16 protein-coding genes and 1 pseudogene are annotated in these 18,750 nt (G+C 62.9%); 4 read left to right on the plus strand and 13 right to left on the minus strand.

What is annotated here, in order from left to right:
• The first annotated feature begins 6 nt into the window (after window positions 1-6).
• Genes crtA through bchO form a run of 4 tightly spaced genes read left to right on the plus strand, consistent with a single transcriptional unit; the run spans window position 7 to window position 4,299 of the window.
• A complete protein-coding gene (crtA, locus tag KUL25_RS15875) occupies window positions 7-750 on the plus strand; it encodes a spheroidene monooxygenase (RefSeq protein WP_257893814.1) in 744 nt (247 codons plus the stop codon).
• Window positions 747-1,766 (plus strand): magnesium chelatase ATPase subunit I, encoded by a 1,020-nt coding sequence (bchI, locus tag KUL25_RS15880; RefSeq protein WP_257893815.1) that lies wholly within the window; start codon window positions 747-749, stop codon window positions 1,764-1,766. Before crtA ends, bchI begins: the two co-directional genes overlap by 4 nt.
• Window positions 1,763-3,454: a magnesium chelatase subunit D gene (locus tag KUL25_RS15885; RefSeq protein ID WP_257893816.1), complete on the plus strand. Its 1,692-nt coding sequence runs from the start codon at window positions 1,763-1,765 to the stop codon at window positions 3,452-3,454. The genes bchI and KUL25_RS15885 overlap by 4 nt, the downstream gene beginning before the upstream one ends.
• Entirely contained in the window at window positions 3,451-4,299 is an 849-nt protein-coding gene (gene bchO / locus KUL25_RS15890; RefSeq protein ID WP_257893817.1) for an alpha/beta fold hydrolase BchO, read from the plus strand. Before KUL25_RS15885 ends, bchO begins: the two co-directional genes overlap by 4 nt.
• 53 nt (window positions 4,300-4,352) lie before the next feature.
• Here bchO and KUL25_RS15895 read toward each other — a convergent pair whose 3' ends face one another.
• The 13 genes and pseudogenes from KUL25_RS15895 to bchB all read right to left on the minus strand — a co-directional run bounded on the left by KUL25_RS15895 (window position 4,353) and on the right by bchB (window position 18,689).
• Window positions 4,353-4,799 carry a c-type cytochrome gene (locus KUL25_RS15895; RefSeq protein WP_257893818.1) on the minus strand — a complete coding sequence of 149 codons (447 nt, stop codon included), beginning with the start codon at window positions 4,797-4,799 and terminating at the stop codon, window positions 4,353-4,355.
• A gap of 83 nt (window positions 4,800-4,882) precedes the next feature.
• Complete coding sequence (gene hemA / locus KUL25_RS15900; protein WP_257893819.1) at window positions 4,883-6,097, minus strand: 5-aminolevulinate synthase; 1,215 nt, start codon at window positions 6,095-6,097, stop codon at window positions 4,883-4,885.
• Window positions 6,094-6,906, minus strand: a complete 813-nt coding sequence (puhE, locus tag KUL25_RS15905; protein ID WP_257893820.1) for a putative photosynthetic complex assembly protein PuhE — start codon at window positions 6,904-6,906, stop codon at window positions 6,094-6,096. The genes hemA and puhE overlap by 4 nt, the downstream gene beginning before the upstream one ends.
• Window positions 6,906-8,024 (minus strand): magnesium-protoporphyrin IX monomethyl ester (oxidative) cyclase, encoded by a 1,119-nt coding sequence (acsF, locus tag KUL25_RS15910; protein ID WP_257893821.1) that lies wholly within the window; start codon window positions 8,022-8,024, stop codon window positions 6,906-6,908. Before acsF ends, puhE begins: the two co-directional genes overlap by 1 nt.
• 68 nt (window positions 8,025-8,092) lie before the next feature.
• Window positions 8,093-8,386 (minus strand): annotated as a pseudogene (locus KUL25_RS15915) (hypothetical protein); the annotation flags it as partial.
• 3 nt (window positions 8,387-8,389) lie between these two features.
• Window positions 8,390-8,896 (minus strand): photosynthetic complex assembly protein PuhC, encoded by a 507-nt coding sequence (puhC, locus tag KUL25_RS15920; RefSeq protein WP_082916693.1) that lies wholly within the window; start codon window positions 8,894-8,896, stop codon window positions 8,390-8,392.
• A gap of 16 nt (window positions 8,897-8,912) precedes the next feature.
• The gene (gene puhB, locus KUL25_RS15925) at window positions 8,913-9,563 is read right to left on the minus strand and encodes a photosynthetic complex putative assembly protein PuhB (RefSeq protein WP_068361743.1); all 651 of its coding nucleotides are present in this window, start codon (window positions 9,561-9,563) and stop codon (window positions 8,913-8,915) included.
• Window positions 9,564-9,621: 58 nt separating this feature from the next.
• Window positions 9,622-10,404: a photosynthetic reaction center subunit H gene (gene puhA / locus KUL25_RS15930; protein ID WP_257893822.1), complete on the minus strand. Its 783-nt coding sequence runs from the start codon at window positions 10,402-10,404 to the stop codon at window positions 9,622-9,624.
• Between the two features lie 13 nt (window positions 10,405-10,417).
• The gene (locus KUL25_RS15935) at window positions 10,418-11,857 is read right to left on the minus strand and encodes a PucC family protein (protein ID WP_257893823.1); all 1,440 of its coding nucleotides are present in this window, start codon (window positions 11,855-11,857) and stop codon (window positions 10,418-10,420) included.
• The gene (gene bchM / locus KUL25_RS15940) at window positions 11,854-12,543 is read right to left on the minus strand and encodes a magnesium protoporphyrin IX methyltransferase (RefSeq protein WP_257893824.1); all 690 of its coding nucleotides are present in this window, start codon (window positions 12,541-12,543) and stop codon (window positions 11,854-11,856) included. Before bchM ends, KUL25_RS15935 begins: the two co-directional genes overlap by 4 nt.
• On the minus strand, window positions 12,544-13,464 hold the full coding sequence (bchL, locus tag KUL25_RS15945; RefSeq protein WP_257894880.1) for a ferredoxin:protochlorophyllide reductase (ATP-dependent) iron-sulfur ATP-binding protein: 921 nt from the start codon (window positions 13,462-13,464) through the stop codon (window positions 12,544-12,546). It abuts the gene before it with no gap.
• Between the two features lie 49 nt (window positions 13,465-13,513).
• Complete coding sequence (locus tag KUL25_RS15950; protein WP_257893825.1) at window positions 13,514-17,077, minus strand: magnesium chelatase subunit H; 3,564 nt, start codon at window positions 17,075-17,077, stop codon at window positions 13,514-13,516.
• Window positions 17,067-18,689 carry a ferredoxin:protochlorophyllide reductase (ATP-dependent) subunit B gene (gene bchB / locus KUL25_RS15955; protein WP_257893826.1) on the minus strand — a complete coding sequence of 541 codons (1,623 nt, stop codon included), beginning with the start codon at window positions 18,687-18,689 and terminating at the stop codon, window positions 17,067-17,069. The genes KUL25_RS15950 and bchB overlap by 11 nt, the downstream gene beginning before the upstream one ends.
• Between the last annotated feature and the right edge of the window lie 61 nt (window positions 18,690-18,750).

An 18,750-nucleotide genomic window follows, 5' to 3' on the forward strand; every position in this document is an offset into this window, starting at 1 on the left:
CACACCATGCAATCGACGACTTTGAGCCTTTATCGTTTCGGCTCCATACCTGCGCGCCTTTGGGCGTTCGCACAGATGGGCCTGGCCCGGTGGGCGATGCACGATGTCCGTGACATCGGCACCTGGAAGCTGTGCGGATCTGGCACCGGAGAAGGGTTTACCCCCCTACCCAACACGGCCGTCTATGCGATCCTCGCGACTTGGCCAGACCACGACACCGCGCGCCGCGCCCTGTTTGGCGCAGGCGTTTTCCGGCGCTATGCCGCGATATCATCCGAGCGTATGACGCTGTTCCTCACGCCCACGACAGCCCGTGGCACGTGGGCCGGAGAGCAACCATTTGAGGTGGGCAGCGAAGGTCACGGTCCGATTGCGGCGCTCACACGCGCAACCGTGAAGCCGCGCGTCGCAGCGCGGTTCTGGGGCCGGGTTCCGGGAATTTCCGCCGTGGTCGGTGAAGATCCCAACGTGATGTTCAAGATCGGCATCGGTGAGGTTCCGCTTTTGCATCAGGTCACCTTTTCGATCTGGCCCGATGCGGCCTCCATGGCGCATTTCGCGCGCAAGAATGGCCCCCACGCACAGGCGATTCGCGCTGTGCGGGAGGAAGGGTGGTTCCGGGAAGAGCTTTACGCCCGCTTCAACGTTGATGCGGTTGAAGGCAGGTGGGAGGGCGCGACACCGGATTTCGCCGCGCCGCCCGCTGACGACAAAAGGCCCCAAGAAAAAATAGGGATAGCAGCAGAATGAAAGATGTCATGGAACCAGGCCCTTTCCCGTTTTCAGCCATTGTCGGCCAGGAAGAGATGAAGCGCGCCATGATCATGACCGCGATCGATGGGGGCATCGGCGGTGTTCTGGTCTTTGGCGACCGTGGCACCGGCAAGTCGACCGCCGTGCGCGGGTTGGCGGCATTGTTACCCCCAATCGAGGCTGTCTCTGGCTGCCCGGTGAATTCCAGATACGTATCTGATGTGCCGGATTGGGTCGTTTTGAAGGACGATGTGTTGGCGATGAAGCCCACGCCAGTGATCGACTTGCCGCTTGGCGCAACCGAGGATCGCGTTGTCGGCGCATTGGATATCGAGAAGGCCCTGACCAAGGGCGAAAAGGCGTTTGAACCGGGGCTACTGGCGCGCGCCAACCGGGGATATCTTTATATCGACGAGGTGAACCTGCTGGACGATCACCTGGTGGACCTTTTGTTGGACGTAGCGCAATCGGGCAAGAACGTGGTGGAACGAGAGGGGCTGTCGATCCGACATTCGGCGAAGTTCGTTCTGGTCGGCTCTGGCAATCCCGAAGAGGGGGAATTGCGGCCGCAGTTGCTGGATCGTTTCGGCCTGTCGGTCGAGGTTTCCAGCCCTACGGATATCGACGTGCGCATCGATGTGATCCGCCGTCGCGACGCCTATGACCGCGACCCGGTGGCCTTCGGCGCGTCTTGGGCCAGTTCCGACGCTGATCTGCGCGCGCAGATCGTGGATGCGCGGGCGCGTCTGGCAACGGTTGAGGCCAGCGACGAGATCCTGCGCGATTGCGCTGCGTTGTGCGTCGCCTTGGGTTCTGACGGATTGCGCGGTGAGTTAACGCTGCTGCGCGCCGCCCGCGCTTTGGCCGCGTTCGAGAGTGAGCCCTCCGTCATGCGCGCGCATCTGAAAGCCGTCGCGCCAAGCGCGTTGCGCCACCGACTGCGGCGTGATCCGCTGGACGACGCGGGTTCCACCACACGGGTGGAGCGGGTCGTGGAAGAAGTTCTGGGATGAGCGACGCAGAGGCACGCTGGCAAGGGATCAACCTTGCGGTCGCGTGTCTGGCGCTAGACCCTGCTGCCATGGGTGGCTTCTGGATTCGAGCCCGAGTGGGGCCGGTGCGCGATCGGCTGGAAAAGGGTCTCAAAACCGCTTTACAGGGTCTTTCGGTGCGGCGCATCGCGCCAACGATGCCCGATGAGGCGCTTTTTGGCGGCATTGATCTGGCTGCAACCCTTGATACGGGCGTATTGACCCAAACCAAGGGGCTCTTGACCGATGCCGGCGTGCTGTTTCTGCCAATGGCGGAACGGGTGGAGTCCGGCCTTGCTGGTCGTTTGGCCGGCGCGCTGGATACCGGGCGGGGCCTGTCGATCATCGCGCTTGATGAGGGCGCAGAGCCAGGCGAACGGGCGCCCGACGCACTTCTGGACCGCCTTGCTATCCATGTCGACCTGACCTGCCACGCCCTGTCCGATGCGCCAGACCTGGCCATTGACCTAGACGCTTTGGACGAAGCGAGGCAGCGCCTGCCTCTGATCGAGACGCCCGACAGCGCCATCCGTGAACTGGCCGAGGTGGCCGCGCGTCTGGGTATCCTGTCACTGCGCGCGCCGTTGCAGGCGCTGGCCGTTGCCCGCGCTTCCGCCGCACTCTCTGGTGCTGACACGATCGAAGAGCCCGATCTTTTGACCGCCGTGGAACTCGTCCTCGCCCCTCGAGCAACGCGCATGCCGGAAACGCCAGAGGATATGCAGGACGACCCCCCACCCCCGCCTGACGACGACACCCTGGATGCGCCCGAAGGTGACACTGAAGAACAGCTGGACCTGCCCCCCGCCGAGATCCTGTTGGAGGCCGCGCGCGCGATGCTGCCGCCGGATCTTCTGGCACGATTGGCCGCTGGCAAGGCCGCGCGGTCTGCGCAGGCAAGCGGCTCGGGTGCGACGAAGACCGGCAATCGGCGGGGGCGGCCGCTGCCTCCGCGTGCGGGCCGGATGGGCGGCAATGCGCGTGTCGATCTGGTCGCTACGCTGCGCGCCGCCGCGCCCTGGCAGAAGATCCGCCGCGATATCACCGGCGTCACGGATCGCGTGCATGTGCGAATGTCCGACATCCGCATTCGCCGCTTCAAGGAAACCTCGGACAGGGCGATCATCTTCGTCGTGGATGCCTCTGGCTCCAGCGCGATGGCGCGCTTGGCCGAGGCGAAGGGCGCGGTGGAATTGCTATTGGCCGAAGCCTACGCCCGGCGCGACCACGTTGCGTTGGTGGCGTTTCGGGGCGACGGCGCGGACGTTCTATTGCCGCCGACACGATCCTTGGTGCAGACAAAACGGCGGCTTTCAAGCTTGCCCGGCGGCGGCGGATCACCGTTGGCAGCGGGCCTGAAAGCAGCGTTGCATCTGGCAGAAATCGCCAAGGGCAAAGGCATGACGCCCTCTGTCGCCTTGCTGACCGACGGGCGCGCGAATGTAGACCTTTCTGGCGCGGCGAACCGCACAACGGCGGCGGCAGATTCGACTTTGATGGCCCGTGCGATCCGGGCCGAGGGGTATCCCGCCCTCGTCATCGACACAGGCCAACGCCCGACACGGGGCCTTGATGCGCTGGCGCGTGAGATGGGGGCGCCGTATCTGCCCTTGCCCCGCGCCGACAGCCGCAACCTCTCACGCGCCGTGGACGCGGCGTTGACACCGTGAGCCTGCCGCCGAAAGACTGGCCGAACCGCGACGCAAGCCGCGTGGTGCAGGTCATGCCGCACCGGTGGCATGTGCAGCAGATGGGCGAGGGGCCTGACGTCTTGCTCCTTCACGGGGCGGGGGCATCTGCACATTCATGGGCGCCGATTGCGCCGCAATTACAGTCTCTGTATCGCCTGTTTGTCCCTGATCTTCCCGGCCTTGGGTTCACTCAAAGCCCCAAGGGCCGGGCGCGGTTGCCGGATATGGCACAGGACCTCTCTGCCCTTCTGAACGATCAAGGTATCTCTCCAAAGGTCGTAATCGCCCATTCCGCAGGCGGCGCGATTGCCTTGGAAATGACCCGGCGCGGCTTGATCACGCCGGATCGGATCGTGATCCTCAACGGTGCGTTGGAGGACTTCAAAGGCGCGGCGGGCGTGATCTTTCCGGTGATCGCCAAGATCCTCGTACTCAACCCGCTAACGGGGATGTTCCTGTCGTCTGGACCACAGTCGCTATCGCAGGCCCGCGCCGTCATCAAATCCACGGGAAGTGAGCTGCCAGAAACGTTGCTGACCCCCTATGCGCAATTGATCGGCCGGAAGCCCCACGTCGATGGGACGCTGGGGATGATGGCACAGTGGTCCCTGGCCGATCTGACCCGCGCCTTGCCTGAAATCGCGACGCCGACGTTGTTCGTCCACGGGGCAAAGGACAGCGCCGTGGATGTCTCGGTTGCGGAACGTGCCGCACGCGCGATGCCGAATGCGCGACTGGTCGTCATGGACGATGTTGGGCATTTGGCCCACGAAGAAGCGCCCGAAACAGTGGCCGACCACATCAAGGCCTTCACGCAGACGTAAAACGGGCGGCCTCGCGAAGGACCGCCCGCAAATTCTTGCCGTGAAGCCGCCGATTACTCTGCTTCGGGGCCGCCCAGGGACGCAAGGTAGGCATAAAGGTTCAGCGCATCCTCTTCCGAGCGCACGCGGAAACTCATCGCGCCGCGCAGGCTGTCGTCTTCAGCTGCTTCCCGAATATAGCCGGTTGGGTCCTGGACATAGTCGGCGAAGGACGCTTCGTCCCAGACCATTTCAGCTTCCATCAAGGCCGTCAGGCCGGGAGAGTAACGGAAATCCTCGACGGAACCGATCATGCGCCCGTCAATACCCCAAAGGTTGGGGCCCGTGCGCGCGTTACGACCGGCAAGGGTCTCACCCTCGGCGTCCACAACCACGTGGCAGGAAATACACTGGCGAAACGCACGCTCGCCGGCTTCTGCGTCGCCGGTGATATGGCCGTCAGCCAGAACCGGGGTCGCAAGGAGTGTTGCCGCCGTGGCGAGAACAGTTAGTCGCTGCATAGTAGTCTCCTCAAAATTGCTCACCCATGTATACCTAATATTTCAGTGGGTTCGTCCACACCTTTTTGCGAGTTTTTCAGGCCTTAGGCGACAGCATGCGCAATTGCGCACTGCTTCCATAGGGTTTTCAGAGCCATGACGAGATATTCGATATCCTCATCACTATGCAGTGGGCCGGGGGTGAAGCGCAGACGCTCGGTTCCCTTCGGCACGGTGGGGTAATTGATCGGCTGCACGTAGATGCCGAACTGATCCATCAGGATATCCGACAGCATTTTGCACTTCACCGGGTCTTTCACCATCACGGGGATGATGTGGGACGCATTGTGTTCGTGGGGGATGCCCTCGGCATCGAGGCGGGCACGCAGGCGGGCAACCTGGCGCTTTTGCATCGCGCGCTCCCACTGCGATTCTTTCAGATGCTTGACCGAGGCGGTGGCCGCAGCGGCAACAGCAGGCGGCAATGCCGTGGTGAAGATGAAGCCAGACGCGAAGGACCGGATGAAGTCGATCAGCGCGTGGGAACCGGTGATATAGCCGCCGACGCAGCCATAGGCCTTGCCAAGCGTGCCTTCGATCAACGTGATGCGGTCCATCAGGCCTTCGCGCTCGGCCACGCCACCGCCGCGCGGGCCGTACATGCCAACGGCGTGGACCTCGTCGATGTAGCTCATGGCGCCGTGCTTTTCGCAGACGTCGAGGATTTCGGCGATAGGGGCGATGTCACCATCCATCGAATAGACGGATTCAAACGCCACGATGGGGGTCGCATTGGCGGGTAGGGCGGCCAGTTTGCGGTCGAGGTCGTCGGGATCGTTGTGCTTCCAGATCACCTTGGCGCACTTCGCGTGGCGAATGCCTTCGATCATCGACGCGTGGTTCAGGCTGTCGGACAGGATAACCGCATTGGGCAGACGGGATCCAAGCGTGGACAGCGACGCCCAGTTCGACACATAGCCCGAGGTGAACAAAAGCGCCGCATCCTTGCCGTGAAGGTCAGCGAGTTCCGCCTCTAATAGCTTGTGATGATGCGCATTGCCCGAGATGTTGCGCGTGCCCCCCGCGCCGGTGCCGCAGGCCGCGACCGTGTCCATCATCGCCTTCATAACGGTAGGGTTGTTGCCCATGCCAAGGTAGTCGTTGGAACACCAGACCGTCACTTCATCGGGGCTGCCGTTGCTATGGCTTTTCACGCGGGGGAAGTCACCGCAGGCGCGCTCCAGCTCTGCGAAGACACGGTAGTTGCCCTCTTCCTTCAGTGCATCGAGCTGGGTTTGGAACATCTGGTCAAAGTTCATTGGACTTCCTCGCTTAGTCTTGTCGCTTGGGTCGGTTGGGGCCGCTCTGGCAGCATCCAACGCCATAGTTTTTCATCGGGCAGAGGGAGCACCATGAACCAGTGCTCCAACAGGGCGAGCGCCGTAAAGGCGCTAAGCAGGGCAAAGCCGACCATGTCGGCTTGGGTGTCAGCGGTCCAAAGACGTTCCAGCCAGCAGGCACTGGCGAACGAAAGACCGGTGATCGACAACGGAAACAGCCAATTCATCCGCGCGGTGCGGAAGTGGCTGGGAAGATGGGACAGCGGTTCGGGGATGAATTCGACATTCACCTTTCGCACACCGAGGTAGAGGTTCAGCTTGGCACTGACGCGGGCGACCAGAAGGATCGCAAAGGTCCACATTCCGAATTGGTTGGCCGCGCCCCACGATAGGATCACCATGGCGACCATGACGGCGGCCAAAAGCATCTCGTGGTAGGCGACAGTGCCCCAGGCGCGAATAAAGCGCTCCCCTTCCGAAACGTTGGGAACGGAATGCGAGGTAACGGGCCCGGTGATGGTGCCGGTCAGGAACGTCAGCTCGATCCACCCCCAAAGGGCAAGGGCCGAAAGAAACGCGACGTAGATGCCTGCGATTGTCGACGTACCAAGGGTATCGACAAACCCCGCCGCGCCCAAAACAAGGAACGGCAGGGTCATGAGGCAGGCCCAAAGGCGGGCATGTGCGCCGCCTTGATCCGCCCGGCGCACAGCAAACAGGATCGCCCCGGTGGAGGACCACCAGACAAACAGGGCCACAAGGGCCGCGATCCAGGGTGAACTGAGCATCAGTAGGCGGGCTCCAGACGGGTGACGCGGTTCACTTCATGCGTTTTGGCCGGGATCAGGTAGAGGCTGGCGAACGCCATGCCCGCCCGCGCTTTCGCGCCGATCTTCTTGAAGAACTTGCCGTTGGCTTCCGCCTCCGCCAGGTCCAGATTGGCGCGCTGCAAGGCCTCAAGCGTGTGCTGCCAGCGCGGATGATCGATATCGAGCATCAGCGGGTAGACCTGCTTGGAGATCTCGAACGTCTTGCGGAACACCTCATGGGCGTATTCATCGGGATCAATGCCCAAGGCCGCGTGGAAGGCGGGCCGCTGGTGGTCACGAATGTACATCGTGGCGCAGAAGGCCGTGAGGAAGAACTTGATCCACAGCTTGTTGTACCACGTGCTGGTCAGCTTCGGATCGGTCTTCATCAGAAGCGCGAAGGCTTCGCCGTGGCTGAACTCATCGTTGCACCATTCCCGGAACCACTTGAAGATCGGGTGGAAGCGGTATTCCGGGTTCGCTTCAAGATGGCGATAGATGGTGATGTAGCGGGCGTAGCCGATCTTCTCACTCAGATACGTCGCATAGTAGATGAACTTGGGCCGGAAGTAGGTGTACTTCTTGTTCTGGGTCAGGAAACCAAGGTTCACGGCAATGCCTGCCTCGCGCAGGGCATCATTGATGAACCCCGCATGACGCGCCTCATCGCGGGCCATCAGCTGGAACAGCTCCACGATGTCCTTGTTGTTGCCGCGGCGCTTCATCTCCTTGTAGAGCACGCAGCCCGAGAATTCGGCGGTGCACGACGAGATCAGGAAATCGATGAATTCGGCCCGCAGCTTGGGCTCCATTCCGTCCCAATCGACGTGGTCCCAATCCTCGTTCTTCTTGAAGTGACCCTTGTTGGGGTCGGCCTTCATCTGGTTGATGAGCGTATCCCATTCCTCGCGGATTCCATCGACGTTGATCGAGTCCATCGCGTCGAAATCGGTGGTGTAAAAACGCGGTGTCAGAAGCGTGTTCTGAAGGGCCACGGCGGTTGCGGATTCACTGTCAACGACACCCTGGTTGTCGGCGGCCAGCGCCTCTTCCACGGTGGAGGCATCGGCGGAATGGCTCAGGTTCGTATCTTTCATGCCGAAATCTCCTTATTGCCTACCGCGAGGGGAGCTACTTGAGGCGTTCCCAGCGCTGTTTCCTCGGTCACTGCCACCTCGTCCGAGAACGAGAATTCGCACAGCTCCATGAACTCGAAATCACCCGTCATCCGGGTCCAGAGTTGCTCCAGCTTCGACGCACGAGTGATGCGGGCCATGCGTTCTTCGCGCACGACCTCACCGTAGGGGGCCATCACCGGCTCGCCCTGCACTTGCACCTCGTCGCCGGGGTTGATGGTTGCACCGTTCAAAAACTTTACGTGGGCGTGCAGGCTGTCGAAGCAGTGGCTGACCTCAACCTCGCAAGGCGCCATTTCGAAATCGCGTGTCAAAAGTCCCATGGTTTATTCCTCCAGCAGGCGTGCGAACGCCGCTTCATTGTCTGCGCCAAAGCCCACAAGTTCGGCCCGGAAATCGGTAAGATCATCGCGCAGGCCGATGCGGCCATCGGCAAATCGGACGACGCGGATGGGGTCTGAGGCCATCGCACCGACGGCGCCACGCTCGCGCTCCAACACACGGGAGACGCCGGCGATAAAGCCGCCCTCATCCTGGGCGAAGGTGGCGATGACGTTGCCATCAACATCCAGCACGCGGGCAGAGCCGTTGAGCTCTCCGTAGATGCGCACGAGGCGTTCGGTGACGATTGGCACCTCTTCAACGGTAGGGGCCGTCGCGCTGAGGGGACGGTCTGTGAGGCGCGCGTAGCTGACGATGATCAGCACGCAAACGCACAGGATGAACATGGCGCGCACCAGGACGACGGGCACCATCTCCTTGTCTCGTTCAACCAGCTTCTCTTCCGCAGGGGTGCGGTTGTAGATGCGAGCCTTGGCGGGGGTGAGGGTCATTGGTCGTTCTCCTCCTTCATTCCGCGGGTTGTGCGGCCATTCCAGGCGCGCGGGTGATCTGGATGTCAGGCTGGGACACAGCGGTCTGGGCTGCGTCGGCCAGGATTGCTGCAACCGCCTTGGCATCGGGGATGCAGCGCAGGGCAGGTTGCGGGTGCTTCAGCTTCCACGGGCGCACATGGGGCCAGGTCAGGACATAGCTGAAGCCCATGCCGCCCTCGGGGTTCATCTCTAGCGAGATGTTTCCGTGGCCGGACTTGCGCAGGGAAAGCTCTGCGTTGAGAACCTGCTTGAAGGGCAGGTTCAGGGTCATGGTCAGCGCGGCGCCAATGCGCATGGCGACACGCCTGTTGGTGATCGTGTAGACCGTCGCCTTTGCCTGGATCAGGGATACCAAAACCAGCAAGGCGCAGACGATCAGGCCAAGGACGAGGAAGAACGACGCCGTTGTGGCCGAGGCCAGCCACGTTTCCGTGGCGGCGCCGCCGATGGTGCGCCAGGCGAAGAGGAACACGAAGTACCCCGCGACCCACCACAGCGAGAGGGATTCCTGCGCCAGGGCCCACCAGGAAGGCTGCCCCTGCCAAAGGATTTCTTCACCCTCCGGCAGGTGCGCGGGCAGCCCACGGACCGGCTCGGTCTGGAAGTCGTCGTGGTCATGCGACATCGGTCGTTTCTCCTCTCAAAGTGCGTCGCCTGCCTGGTCTAGGGGCAGGTGTTTGGTCTTAAAGCAGCGGCTCGGCGCGCTTGTCGTCGGCATAAAGAATGCCTGCGCCGTAGTAGGCCGAGATCTTCTCTTCCTCGAGCTTGGTGATCTGCGCGTCGGACTTGGTCGTGGGAACGCCCGCAAAATGCTTGCCGTGGATCGCGTTGATCGTGACGCGCCGCCAGATCTGGCAGAAGTGGATCGGCACCAGCCGCGTGCCGCCGCCGTGGTCTGCGTCGAGCGTGATCTCAAGGTAGCGGACCAGCTGCTCGGGCACGTCGATCCACATGTCGGAAATGGTGCCGACTTCCTCGCCATCGCCCGCCACCACGGTCATGCCAAGGGGGTTCTTGCCCGCGCTGACGTGCATGTCTTCGCGCTTCTTCATCGGCTCGATCTTCACGTGGCCGTGGCCATCAAGCTCGGGCTCATCCCGGCGCGGGGTCCAGGCACCAGAGCCGATGCCAGCCAGCATCGGGTCACCCTTGGGATCGTAGGGAAAGCCATGAGAGACGGCACCCGCCTCCATCACGTCATCCAGATCGTGGCGATAGTGCGCCTCTTCGTTTTCGGCGGAGGGCACGGTCACATCGGCGCGACCATGGGGCATCAGGAAGGTCTTGGGATCAGGCACCGGGAACGGGCCCTGGTTCGGCGCGGCGGTGCCGTCGTCGTTCTCCAGCGGATAGCCTTCGCGCATGTTCTCGGTTTGCAGATAATAGATCAGCAGCGCGAAGAAGATCCAGAACAGCCAGATCGACAAGCTGGCGAGGTCGAAATTCCCGAAGAATGCATTTTCCATCTTTTGGGTCCTTTTAGGTAGGGAGGTCGGCGAGGCCGAGCTTCGCCCCCCCATCCGAAGTGGTGGTGGTCATCCGTGTTGGTGTGCGCACCAGCGGCCCAAGGGCCACAAGCGTCGCGAAGATCAGAAAGACTTCGAGGTGATAGACGACGGAATACCCCGTCGCCGCGTTCCCCAAAGCATCGCCAAGTTGTCCAGACGTGGCGAGGTGATTGACGCCATCGCGGACAGCACCGCCGATCGCGATGGAAAGGCCGGCCGCCGTCGCTTGCGCGGCACCCCAAGCGCCCAGGGCAAGCCCGCGGCCTGCCTTGTTGCTGGTCGGCATGGTCATGGCTGCCGTGAGGGTCGAGATCGAGAAAAGCCCGCCACCGAAACCGATCAGGCAAGCGCCGACGAAGAACAGCTCGCTTGATCCAAGCGGGTTCGAGAAGATCACGGCGCAAAATGCGATGACGCCCGCCAGAAGGCCCCGCGCGCCCATGCGCATCGGGTCCATCCCGCCCGCCAGCCACTTGGCGGCCATCGCAAACCCCACCAGCGCGCCTGCCGCCCACGTCGCCGTCAGCAGCGTGGTGGCAGAAACGGACAGCCCGAGGATTTCGCCGCCATAGGGCTCTAGCAGGACGTCTTGCATGTTGAACGCCATGGTGCCCAGGAAGACGACAACCAGCAGGCGGCCCGCGGTGCCACCGCTTGCGTAGTCGACCCAGGCCTCTTTGAAGGTCGGGCTGGCTTCCGCGCGCTGTTGCTTGGTCATTGGCTTGATGCGTTCCTGCTTCCAAAGCGCGGTCACGTTCAGCACAACGGTCAGCACGGCGCAGGTCTGGATGACCTGGATCAGCTCCAGCGGGGTGAACTCGTACAGGAACCAGCCAATCACAACGGCGCTGACGCCCATGCCGACAAGGAACATGACGTAAAGAAGCGCCACGACGCGGGGGCGTGTTTCATCGGTGGCGCGGTCGGCGGCCAGCGCGAGGCCTGCGGTCTGGGTCATGTGCATGCCGACACCGGTCATCACGAAGGCCAGCGCGGCCAGGATCTCACCGGCGAAAGGAATGTCGTAGCGGACCTGCGTGACTTCCCCGCCCAGGACCAGAAGGCAGGCGGGCATGATGGCGAGGCCGCCGAATTGCCAGAGGGTGCCGAACCACAGGTAGGGGATACGCTTCCAGCCGATTGCGGATTTGTAGGTGTCGGACTTGAAGCCCAGAAGCGCCCGGAACGGCGCGATCAGGACGGGCAGCGCGACCATGCAGGCCACGAGAAACGCGGGGACCTGAAGCTCCACGATCATCACGCGGTTCAGGGTGCCCAGAAGCAGGACGGCGGCCATGCCGACGGAGACCTGGAAGAGGGACAGGCGCAGCAGTTGGCCGAGGGGGAGATCCGGGCTGGCTGCATCTGCGAAGGGCAGATAGCGGATGGATATGCGCTTGAGAAGGCTCACGCGCGCACCTCCATACAAGCGGAGATATAGAAGCCCGATGTGACCTGCTCAAGCTTGAGCAGGGTACTAAGACATTGATTTTTATTTATTTCCTCAGAAATACGTTTTTGCGCATGGGGGATCATCACCGGCGAGCGGTCGCTGCGGGGGAACAATTTGCCCAAGGTAAAGAACGCCATCAGGAAGGGCGTGCGGGGGGCGACGGTGAAGACGATGTGGGGGCAACGCCCCGACAGGCCCGCCAGCGCGCGGCCCAGATCGGGCGCGGTGTAGTAGATCATCGAATCCATCGCCATGACGTGATCGAATTGGCCCAGATCATCGGCCAGCATATCGCCCGACAGGAACGTCACACGGTGCGCCAAATCCTCGGGCATCCGCTTGCGCGCGATGTCGATCAACTGAGGCGAGATGTCGATGGCCACGACCTCTGCGCCCCGTGCGGCGAGGATCTCACTCATCGCTCCGGTGCCGCAGCCGGCATCCAGCACGCGGCGACCCGTCAGATCATCGGGCAGGGCCCCCAACATCACGTCGCGCATCCGGTCGCGGCCCGCGCGCACGGTCGCGCGCACGCTTGATACCGGCGCGTCGGAGGTCAACCGCTCCCACGTCTTGGTCGCGGTGCGGTCGAAATAGGCCTCTACCCGGTTGCGGGTGGCGTCATATGTGGGGGTGCCCACCATTCAATCGAACCCCAGCAATTCAAAGATATCGCGGTCTTCGAGCGGCGCGGGGGCCAGCGGGTCGGTGCCCGCATAGAGCGTTTCGGCCAGGCGGATATATTCGGCGCGGCACTGCACGATGTCTTCTTCATCGGGCATTTCGAAGAGCGTCTTCTTCTTGAGGCGCGAGCGGCGGATGGCGTCCACGTCGGGCATATGGCCGATGCGCTTGAAGCCCACCACGTCGCAGTAGCGGTCCACCTCGTCCGTGTCCTTGGAGCGGTTGGCGACGCAACCGGCGAGGCGCACGTTGTAGTTCTTGGACTTGGCTTGCACGGCGGCGATGATGCGGTTCATCGCGTAGATGCTGTCGAAGTCATTGGCCGTTACGATCAGCGCGCGGTCGGCGTGTTGCAGCGGCGCGGCAAAGCCACCGCAGACGACATCGCCCAGCACGTCGAAGAGAACGACATCTGTGTCTTCCAGAAGGTGGTGCTGTTTCAGCAGTTTGACCGTTTGGCCGACCACATAGCCGCCGCAGCCGGTGCCAGCGGGCGGGCCACCGGCCTCGATGCACTGCACGCCGTTGTAGCCTTGTGTGACGAAATCCTCGGGCCGCAGTTCCTCGGCGTGGAAATCAACGCTCTTGAGGATGTCGATCACCGTGGGCTGGAGCATGCCCGTCAGCGTGAAGGTGCTGTCGTGCTTGGGATCACAGCCGATTTGCAGGACCTTCTTGCCAAGCTTGGAGAACGCGGCGGAGAGGTTCGACGAGGTCGTCGATTTGCCGATCCCGCCCTTGCCGTAGACGGCGAACACCTTCGCGCCTTCAATCTTCATGTCGTCGGACTGATGCACCTGCAACGATCCTTCGCCGTCCTGACCGCGCAGGATCGGCGGGGATTTGAGGCCGCGCGCCTCCAGCCCTGCGGCTTCGCGCATCGCGGCGCGCGCGGCGGGGGGGTTCTTGTCATCCAGCATCGTCGTTCTCCTATTCCGCAGCCACGTTGAGGCCCTCGAGGGTATCCTCGAGTTCATCTGCACCGGCCTGAAGTGCGGCGAGCGTAGCCTCATCGGGGTGCCAGTAATTCCGTTCGTGCGCTTCCAGCAGACGGTTCGCCATCCGTGCAGAAGCTTGGGGGTTCAGTTCCGCCAAGCGGCGGCGCATGTCGTCATCAAGCACGAAAGTTTCAGACAGGCGCTGATAGACCCAAGGGTCGACCTGGCCCGTGGTGGCGGACCACCCCAGCGTGTTGGTCACTTGCGCCTCGATCTGACGCACGCCCTCGTGGCCGTGCTTGAGCAGCCCTTCGAACCACTTGGGATTGAGCGAGCGGGAGCGTGTTTCCAGCGCGACCTGATCTTGCAGGGTGCGCACCTTGCCATCGCCACGGGTCTGGTCGCCGATGAACACGGGCGTCTCAACGCCGCCCTTGGCGCGCTTCACGGCGCGGGAAATACCGCCCAACGTGTCGAAGTAGTGGTCGACAGTCGTGACGCCCAGTTCGACCGATTCAAGGTTCTGGTAGGCCAGATCCACGTCCTTCAGGGCGCTTTGCAGCATGCCCGCGTTCTTGTGCGCCTTACCGTCCACCCCATAGGCGAAGGATTTGCGCGCCTGGTAGGCGTCTGCCAGCTCATCCTCATCATCCCAGGCGCCGCTATCGACCAGCGCGTTGACGTTGGACCCATAGGCCCCTTCGGCATTGGAGAAGACGCGCAGGGCAGCTTCTTCCATCGGAACGCCCATCTTCTCGGCATAATCGAGGGCGTGGGCCCGGACGAAGTTATGCTCGGACGGCTCGTCGGCAGTGGCGGCCTTATACGCGGCCTCGGCCAGCATCCGGGTTTGCAGCGGCAGGAGATCGCGGAAGATACCCGAGAGCGTCATCACCACGTCGATGCGCGGCCGCCCCAGCGTTTCCAGCGGGATCAGTTCCGCACCGCAGAGGCGGCCATAGCTGTCAAACCGGGGTTTTGCGCCCATCAGCGCGAGGGCTTGGGAAATCGGCCCGCCGTCGGATTTGATGTTGTCCGAGCCCCAAAGCACCAGGGCTATGGAGTGGGGGAAGCCCTCGGCCGCCTCGATCAGCTTGTCGGCCTGGCGCGCGCCGTCTTGCAGGGCAAAGGCAGTGGGCATGCGGTAGGGGTCAAAGGCATGGATATTGCGGCCCGTCGGCAGGACTTCGGGGGACCGGATAAGGTCGCCACCGGGCACGGGTTCGATGTAATGGGCGGAAAGCGCGCGCATCAAGCCGGTCAGTTCGGTCTGCTGACGCAGGAGGTATTCGATCTCGGCGCGCTTCTCGGTGTCTGTCACGTCGATGACGCGCATGTGTTCCTGGAGTTCGGATTCGGACATGCCGCGCCCGACGACGTGGAGGCCATCGGGGATCAGCGCATCTTCGGTTTCAAGAAGCGTCAACCAAAGGGTGTCTGGGTCCGTATCGGTGAGATCCACGGCCTCGGCCTGGGTGGTGATCAGCGCGGCCATCTCGGCCCGCTCATGGGCATCGGGGGCCATGGCGCGCCAGCGGGTGAGGCTGTCCTTCAGGTCCGACAGGCCTTTGTAGAGGCCGCTTGCCGCCAGCGGCGGGGTCAGGTGGGTGATCGTCACGGCGCCAGAGCGGCGTTTGGCCAGCGTCGCCTCGGACGGGTTGTTGGAGGCATAGAGGTAGACGTTCGGCACCTCACCGATCAGGCGGTCGGGCCAGTCGTGTGCGCCCATGCCGCTTTGCTTGCCGGGCATGAACTCCAACGCGCCATGCATGCCGAAATGCAGGATGACATCGGATTGGAACGTGTTGCGCAGCCACATGTAGAACTGCACGAAGGCATGGGTCGGGGCGAAGCCATGCTCGAAGAGAAGGCGCATCGGGTCGCCTTCATAGCCGAAGGTGGGCTGCACGCCGACGAAGACGTTGCCGAACTGCGCGCCCAAGATGAAGACGCCGTTGCCGTCGGATTGGATCTTTCCGGGCGCGGGGCCCCAGACGGCCTCGATCGCGGCCAACTGGGGCGTGTTGCGCACGATGGTGTCGGCATCGACGTGGGCCGCGACGTTGGCTTGCTGACCGTATTGCTTGGCGTTGCCGTGCAGGATCGCGTGGCGCAGGTCGTCGACGGTGGCGGGCGGCGTGATATCGTAGCCGTCCTCTTTCATCTTGTGCAGCGTGTTGTGCAGGCTCTCGAAGACACTGAGGTAAGCTGCCGTGCCGACGGCGCCCGCATTGGGCGGGAAGCCGAAAAGCACCACCGATACCTTCTTGTCCGCATTGGCCTTGCGCCGCAGGGTGGCCATGCGCAGCGTCTTCTCGGTCAGGCTTTCGATCCGCTCAAGGCAAGGTGCCATGGCCTTTGTGTCCGAGGAGCGGCGGCAATTCAGCGAACAGCCGTGGCACCCGTCGGGGCCGTGACGACCGCCAAAAACGGTGGGGTTGGTGGCACCGTCGATCTCGGGCAGGGCCACAAGGATCGTGGTTTCGACCGGGCCGAGCCCTCCGGCACTTTCGGCCCATTGGCCGAGGGTCTGAAACTCGATCGGGTGGGCCGCGATATAGGGCACGTCGAGGTCCATCAGCGTCGTCACCGCCGCCTCACTATCGTTATAGGCGGGGCCGCCGACCAGGCTGAAACCGGTCAGAGAGACCAGCGCGTCGATGCGGTCGTCGGTGAAGTAGGCACTTATCGCAGGACGGCCATCGAGGCCGCCGGCAAAGGCGGGAATGACGGCGATGTTACGCGCCTGCATGGCGCGGATGACGCCATCATAATGCGCGGCGTCAGAGGCCAGCACGTAAGAGCGCATCATCAAAAGGCCGACCGTCGCAACCGGATTGGTTGGGTTTGGCAGATCCGCGACATCGGTGGTGATGTGGTGTCCGGGTAGATCGGGGTGATAAAGACCGACTTCCGGGTAATCGATGGGTGCGGCGGCTTTGGCGCCCTTGAGGGCGGCATCGTGGGCGTAGGTGCCGATGAGGAAACGGATCATCTGCTCCACGTTATCGTCGGAGCCACCCAGCCAGTATTGCATCGTCAGGAACCAGGCGCGCAGGTCCTGGGCCTTGCCGGGAAGGAACTTCAGGATCTTCGGCAAGCGGCGCAGCATCTTCATCTGCTTTTCGCCGGAATTGACCGACGGCTCCTTGGAGCCGCGCAGCTTCTTCATCAGCTTCATCGCGCCCGAGGTGGGCTTGGACATATCCAGGTCACCCATCTTGGTAAGGGCGACGACCTCCTTGGCCGAGATAATGTTGACCATCGCGTCACAGCCCTCGCGGCGGGCCTCCAGCGCGGGGCGGATAGCGGTGATGTGCTCGTCAATAAACAACAGGTTCGAGACGATGATATCGCCGTGCTTTACGGCCAGCTTCGCCTCTTCCAGCGCTTGCGCGTTCTCGCCCCATTCGGCGGCGGCGTGGATGGAGATGTTGAGGCCGGGGAATTCCCTCGTCAGTCGTTCAGACACACGGGCAGCGGGGCCCGCGACGTGGTTGTCCATCGTGATGATGACGAACCGGTAGCCCGGGATATGATCACCATCACCGCGCATAATGGGCCTTGGCCTCATAAAGGGTATCAAGCGAGATCTCTTGCAGGCCCTGCTCCGTCGCGAACTTCTCGGTATTCCGCCGCGCCTTGCCGCGCACGAAGAACGGAATCTTCTTCAACTCCCGCTCTGCATCGGCGAGCCAGACCATGACATCCGAGCCTGAGGATTGAGCCTCCGTCTGAGCCTGAGACGCGACCTCCTCGTTCCCCGTTCCGGAAATATCCCGGGGGGTCTGGGGGGCTGGCCCCCCATGTGTAACCGCGGTCTGGGGGGCTGGCCCCCCATTTTCCGAGGGTTTCGGCGCGTGCCCGCCGTGGTGGCTTGGCCCGGCCTCATCATGAAACTCGAAATCCTCCCGAAACATCGCCAGCAGGTGCTCTTCAAGTCCCATCACCAGCGGGTGGATCCAGGTATCGAAAATGACGTTCGCGCCTTCCCAGCCCATCTGGGGGGAGTAGCGCGCCGGAAAATCCTGCACGTGGACCGGCGCAGAGATCACGGCGCAGGGGATGCCAAGGCGCTTGCCGATGTGACGTTCCATCTGGGTGCCGAGGATCATCTCGGGCGAGGCATCCTCGATGGCCTTTTCGACCTCCAGATAGTCGTCGGTGATCAGAGGGGTGACGCCAAAATCTTTCGCAAGATCCCGGATGGAGCGGGCGAATTCGCGATTGTAGCAACCCAGCCCCACGACCTCGAACCCCATCTCATCGCGGGCGATGCGGGCGGCGGCCTTCACGTGCGTCGCGTCACCAAACAGGAACACGCGCTTGCCGGTCAAATAGGTGCTATCGACGGACTTGGACCACCAAGGCTGGCGCAGGCGGGAGAGGTCTTTGCGAGGCTCTACACCACAGATTTGAGCCACTTCCGCGATGAATTCGTGCGTGGCGGCGACGCCGATGGGTACGGTCTTGGTGTAGGGCTGGCCACAGGTGCGTTCCAGGTGGCGGGCGGCGGTTTCTGCATGTTCGGGGTACATCAGGATATTGGCGTGGGCGGCGCCCAGCTGCGTGATGTCCATGGGTGTGGCGTCGAAGGGCGCCACGACGTTCACGCCGATCCCCATCTCGTAGAGGAGGCCTTTGATTTCTTCGATGTCGTCGCGGTGGCGGAAGCCCAGGGCGAGGGGGCCGAGGATATTGACCGTGACCTCGGGCGTACGGTCCATCGGGCGGGCGAGGGCTTTTACTATCTGGTAGAACGTCTCGTCCGAGCCGAAGTTTTCCTTACGCTGGTAAGAGGGCAGTTCCAGCGGGATGACCGGGACGGGGATGTCCATCGTCTCGGCCAGGCCCCCGGGGTCGTCCTGGATCAGCTCGGCGGTGCAGGACGCGCCGACGATGATCGCTTGCGGCTTGAAGCGGTCATAGGCGTCCTGGCAGGTTTGCTTGAAGATGCCGGCGGTATCCTCACCCAGGTCACGGCCTTCGAAGGTCGTGTAGGTGACGGGGGGGCGGTGGTCGCGCCGCTCGATCATGGTGAACAGCAGGTCCGCATAGGTGTCGCCCTGGGGGGCGTGCAGGACGTAGTGCAGGCCGCGCATAGCGGTCGCGACGCGCATGGCGCCGACGTGGGGCGGGCCCTCATATGTCCAGACGGTGAGCTTCATGAACGGCTCTTCCGAAGGAAGATGCCGCGCGCGAGGCAGCGTGTTTCGCAGAAACGCGCGT

It is taken from the genome of Gymnodinialimonas phycosphaerae (genome assembly GCF_019195455.1).
GTDB classification, from domain to species: domain Bacteria; phylum Pseudomonadota; class Alphaproteobacteria; order Rhodobacterales; family Rhodobacteraceae; genus Gymnodinialimonas; species Gymnodinialimonas phycosphaerae.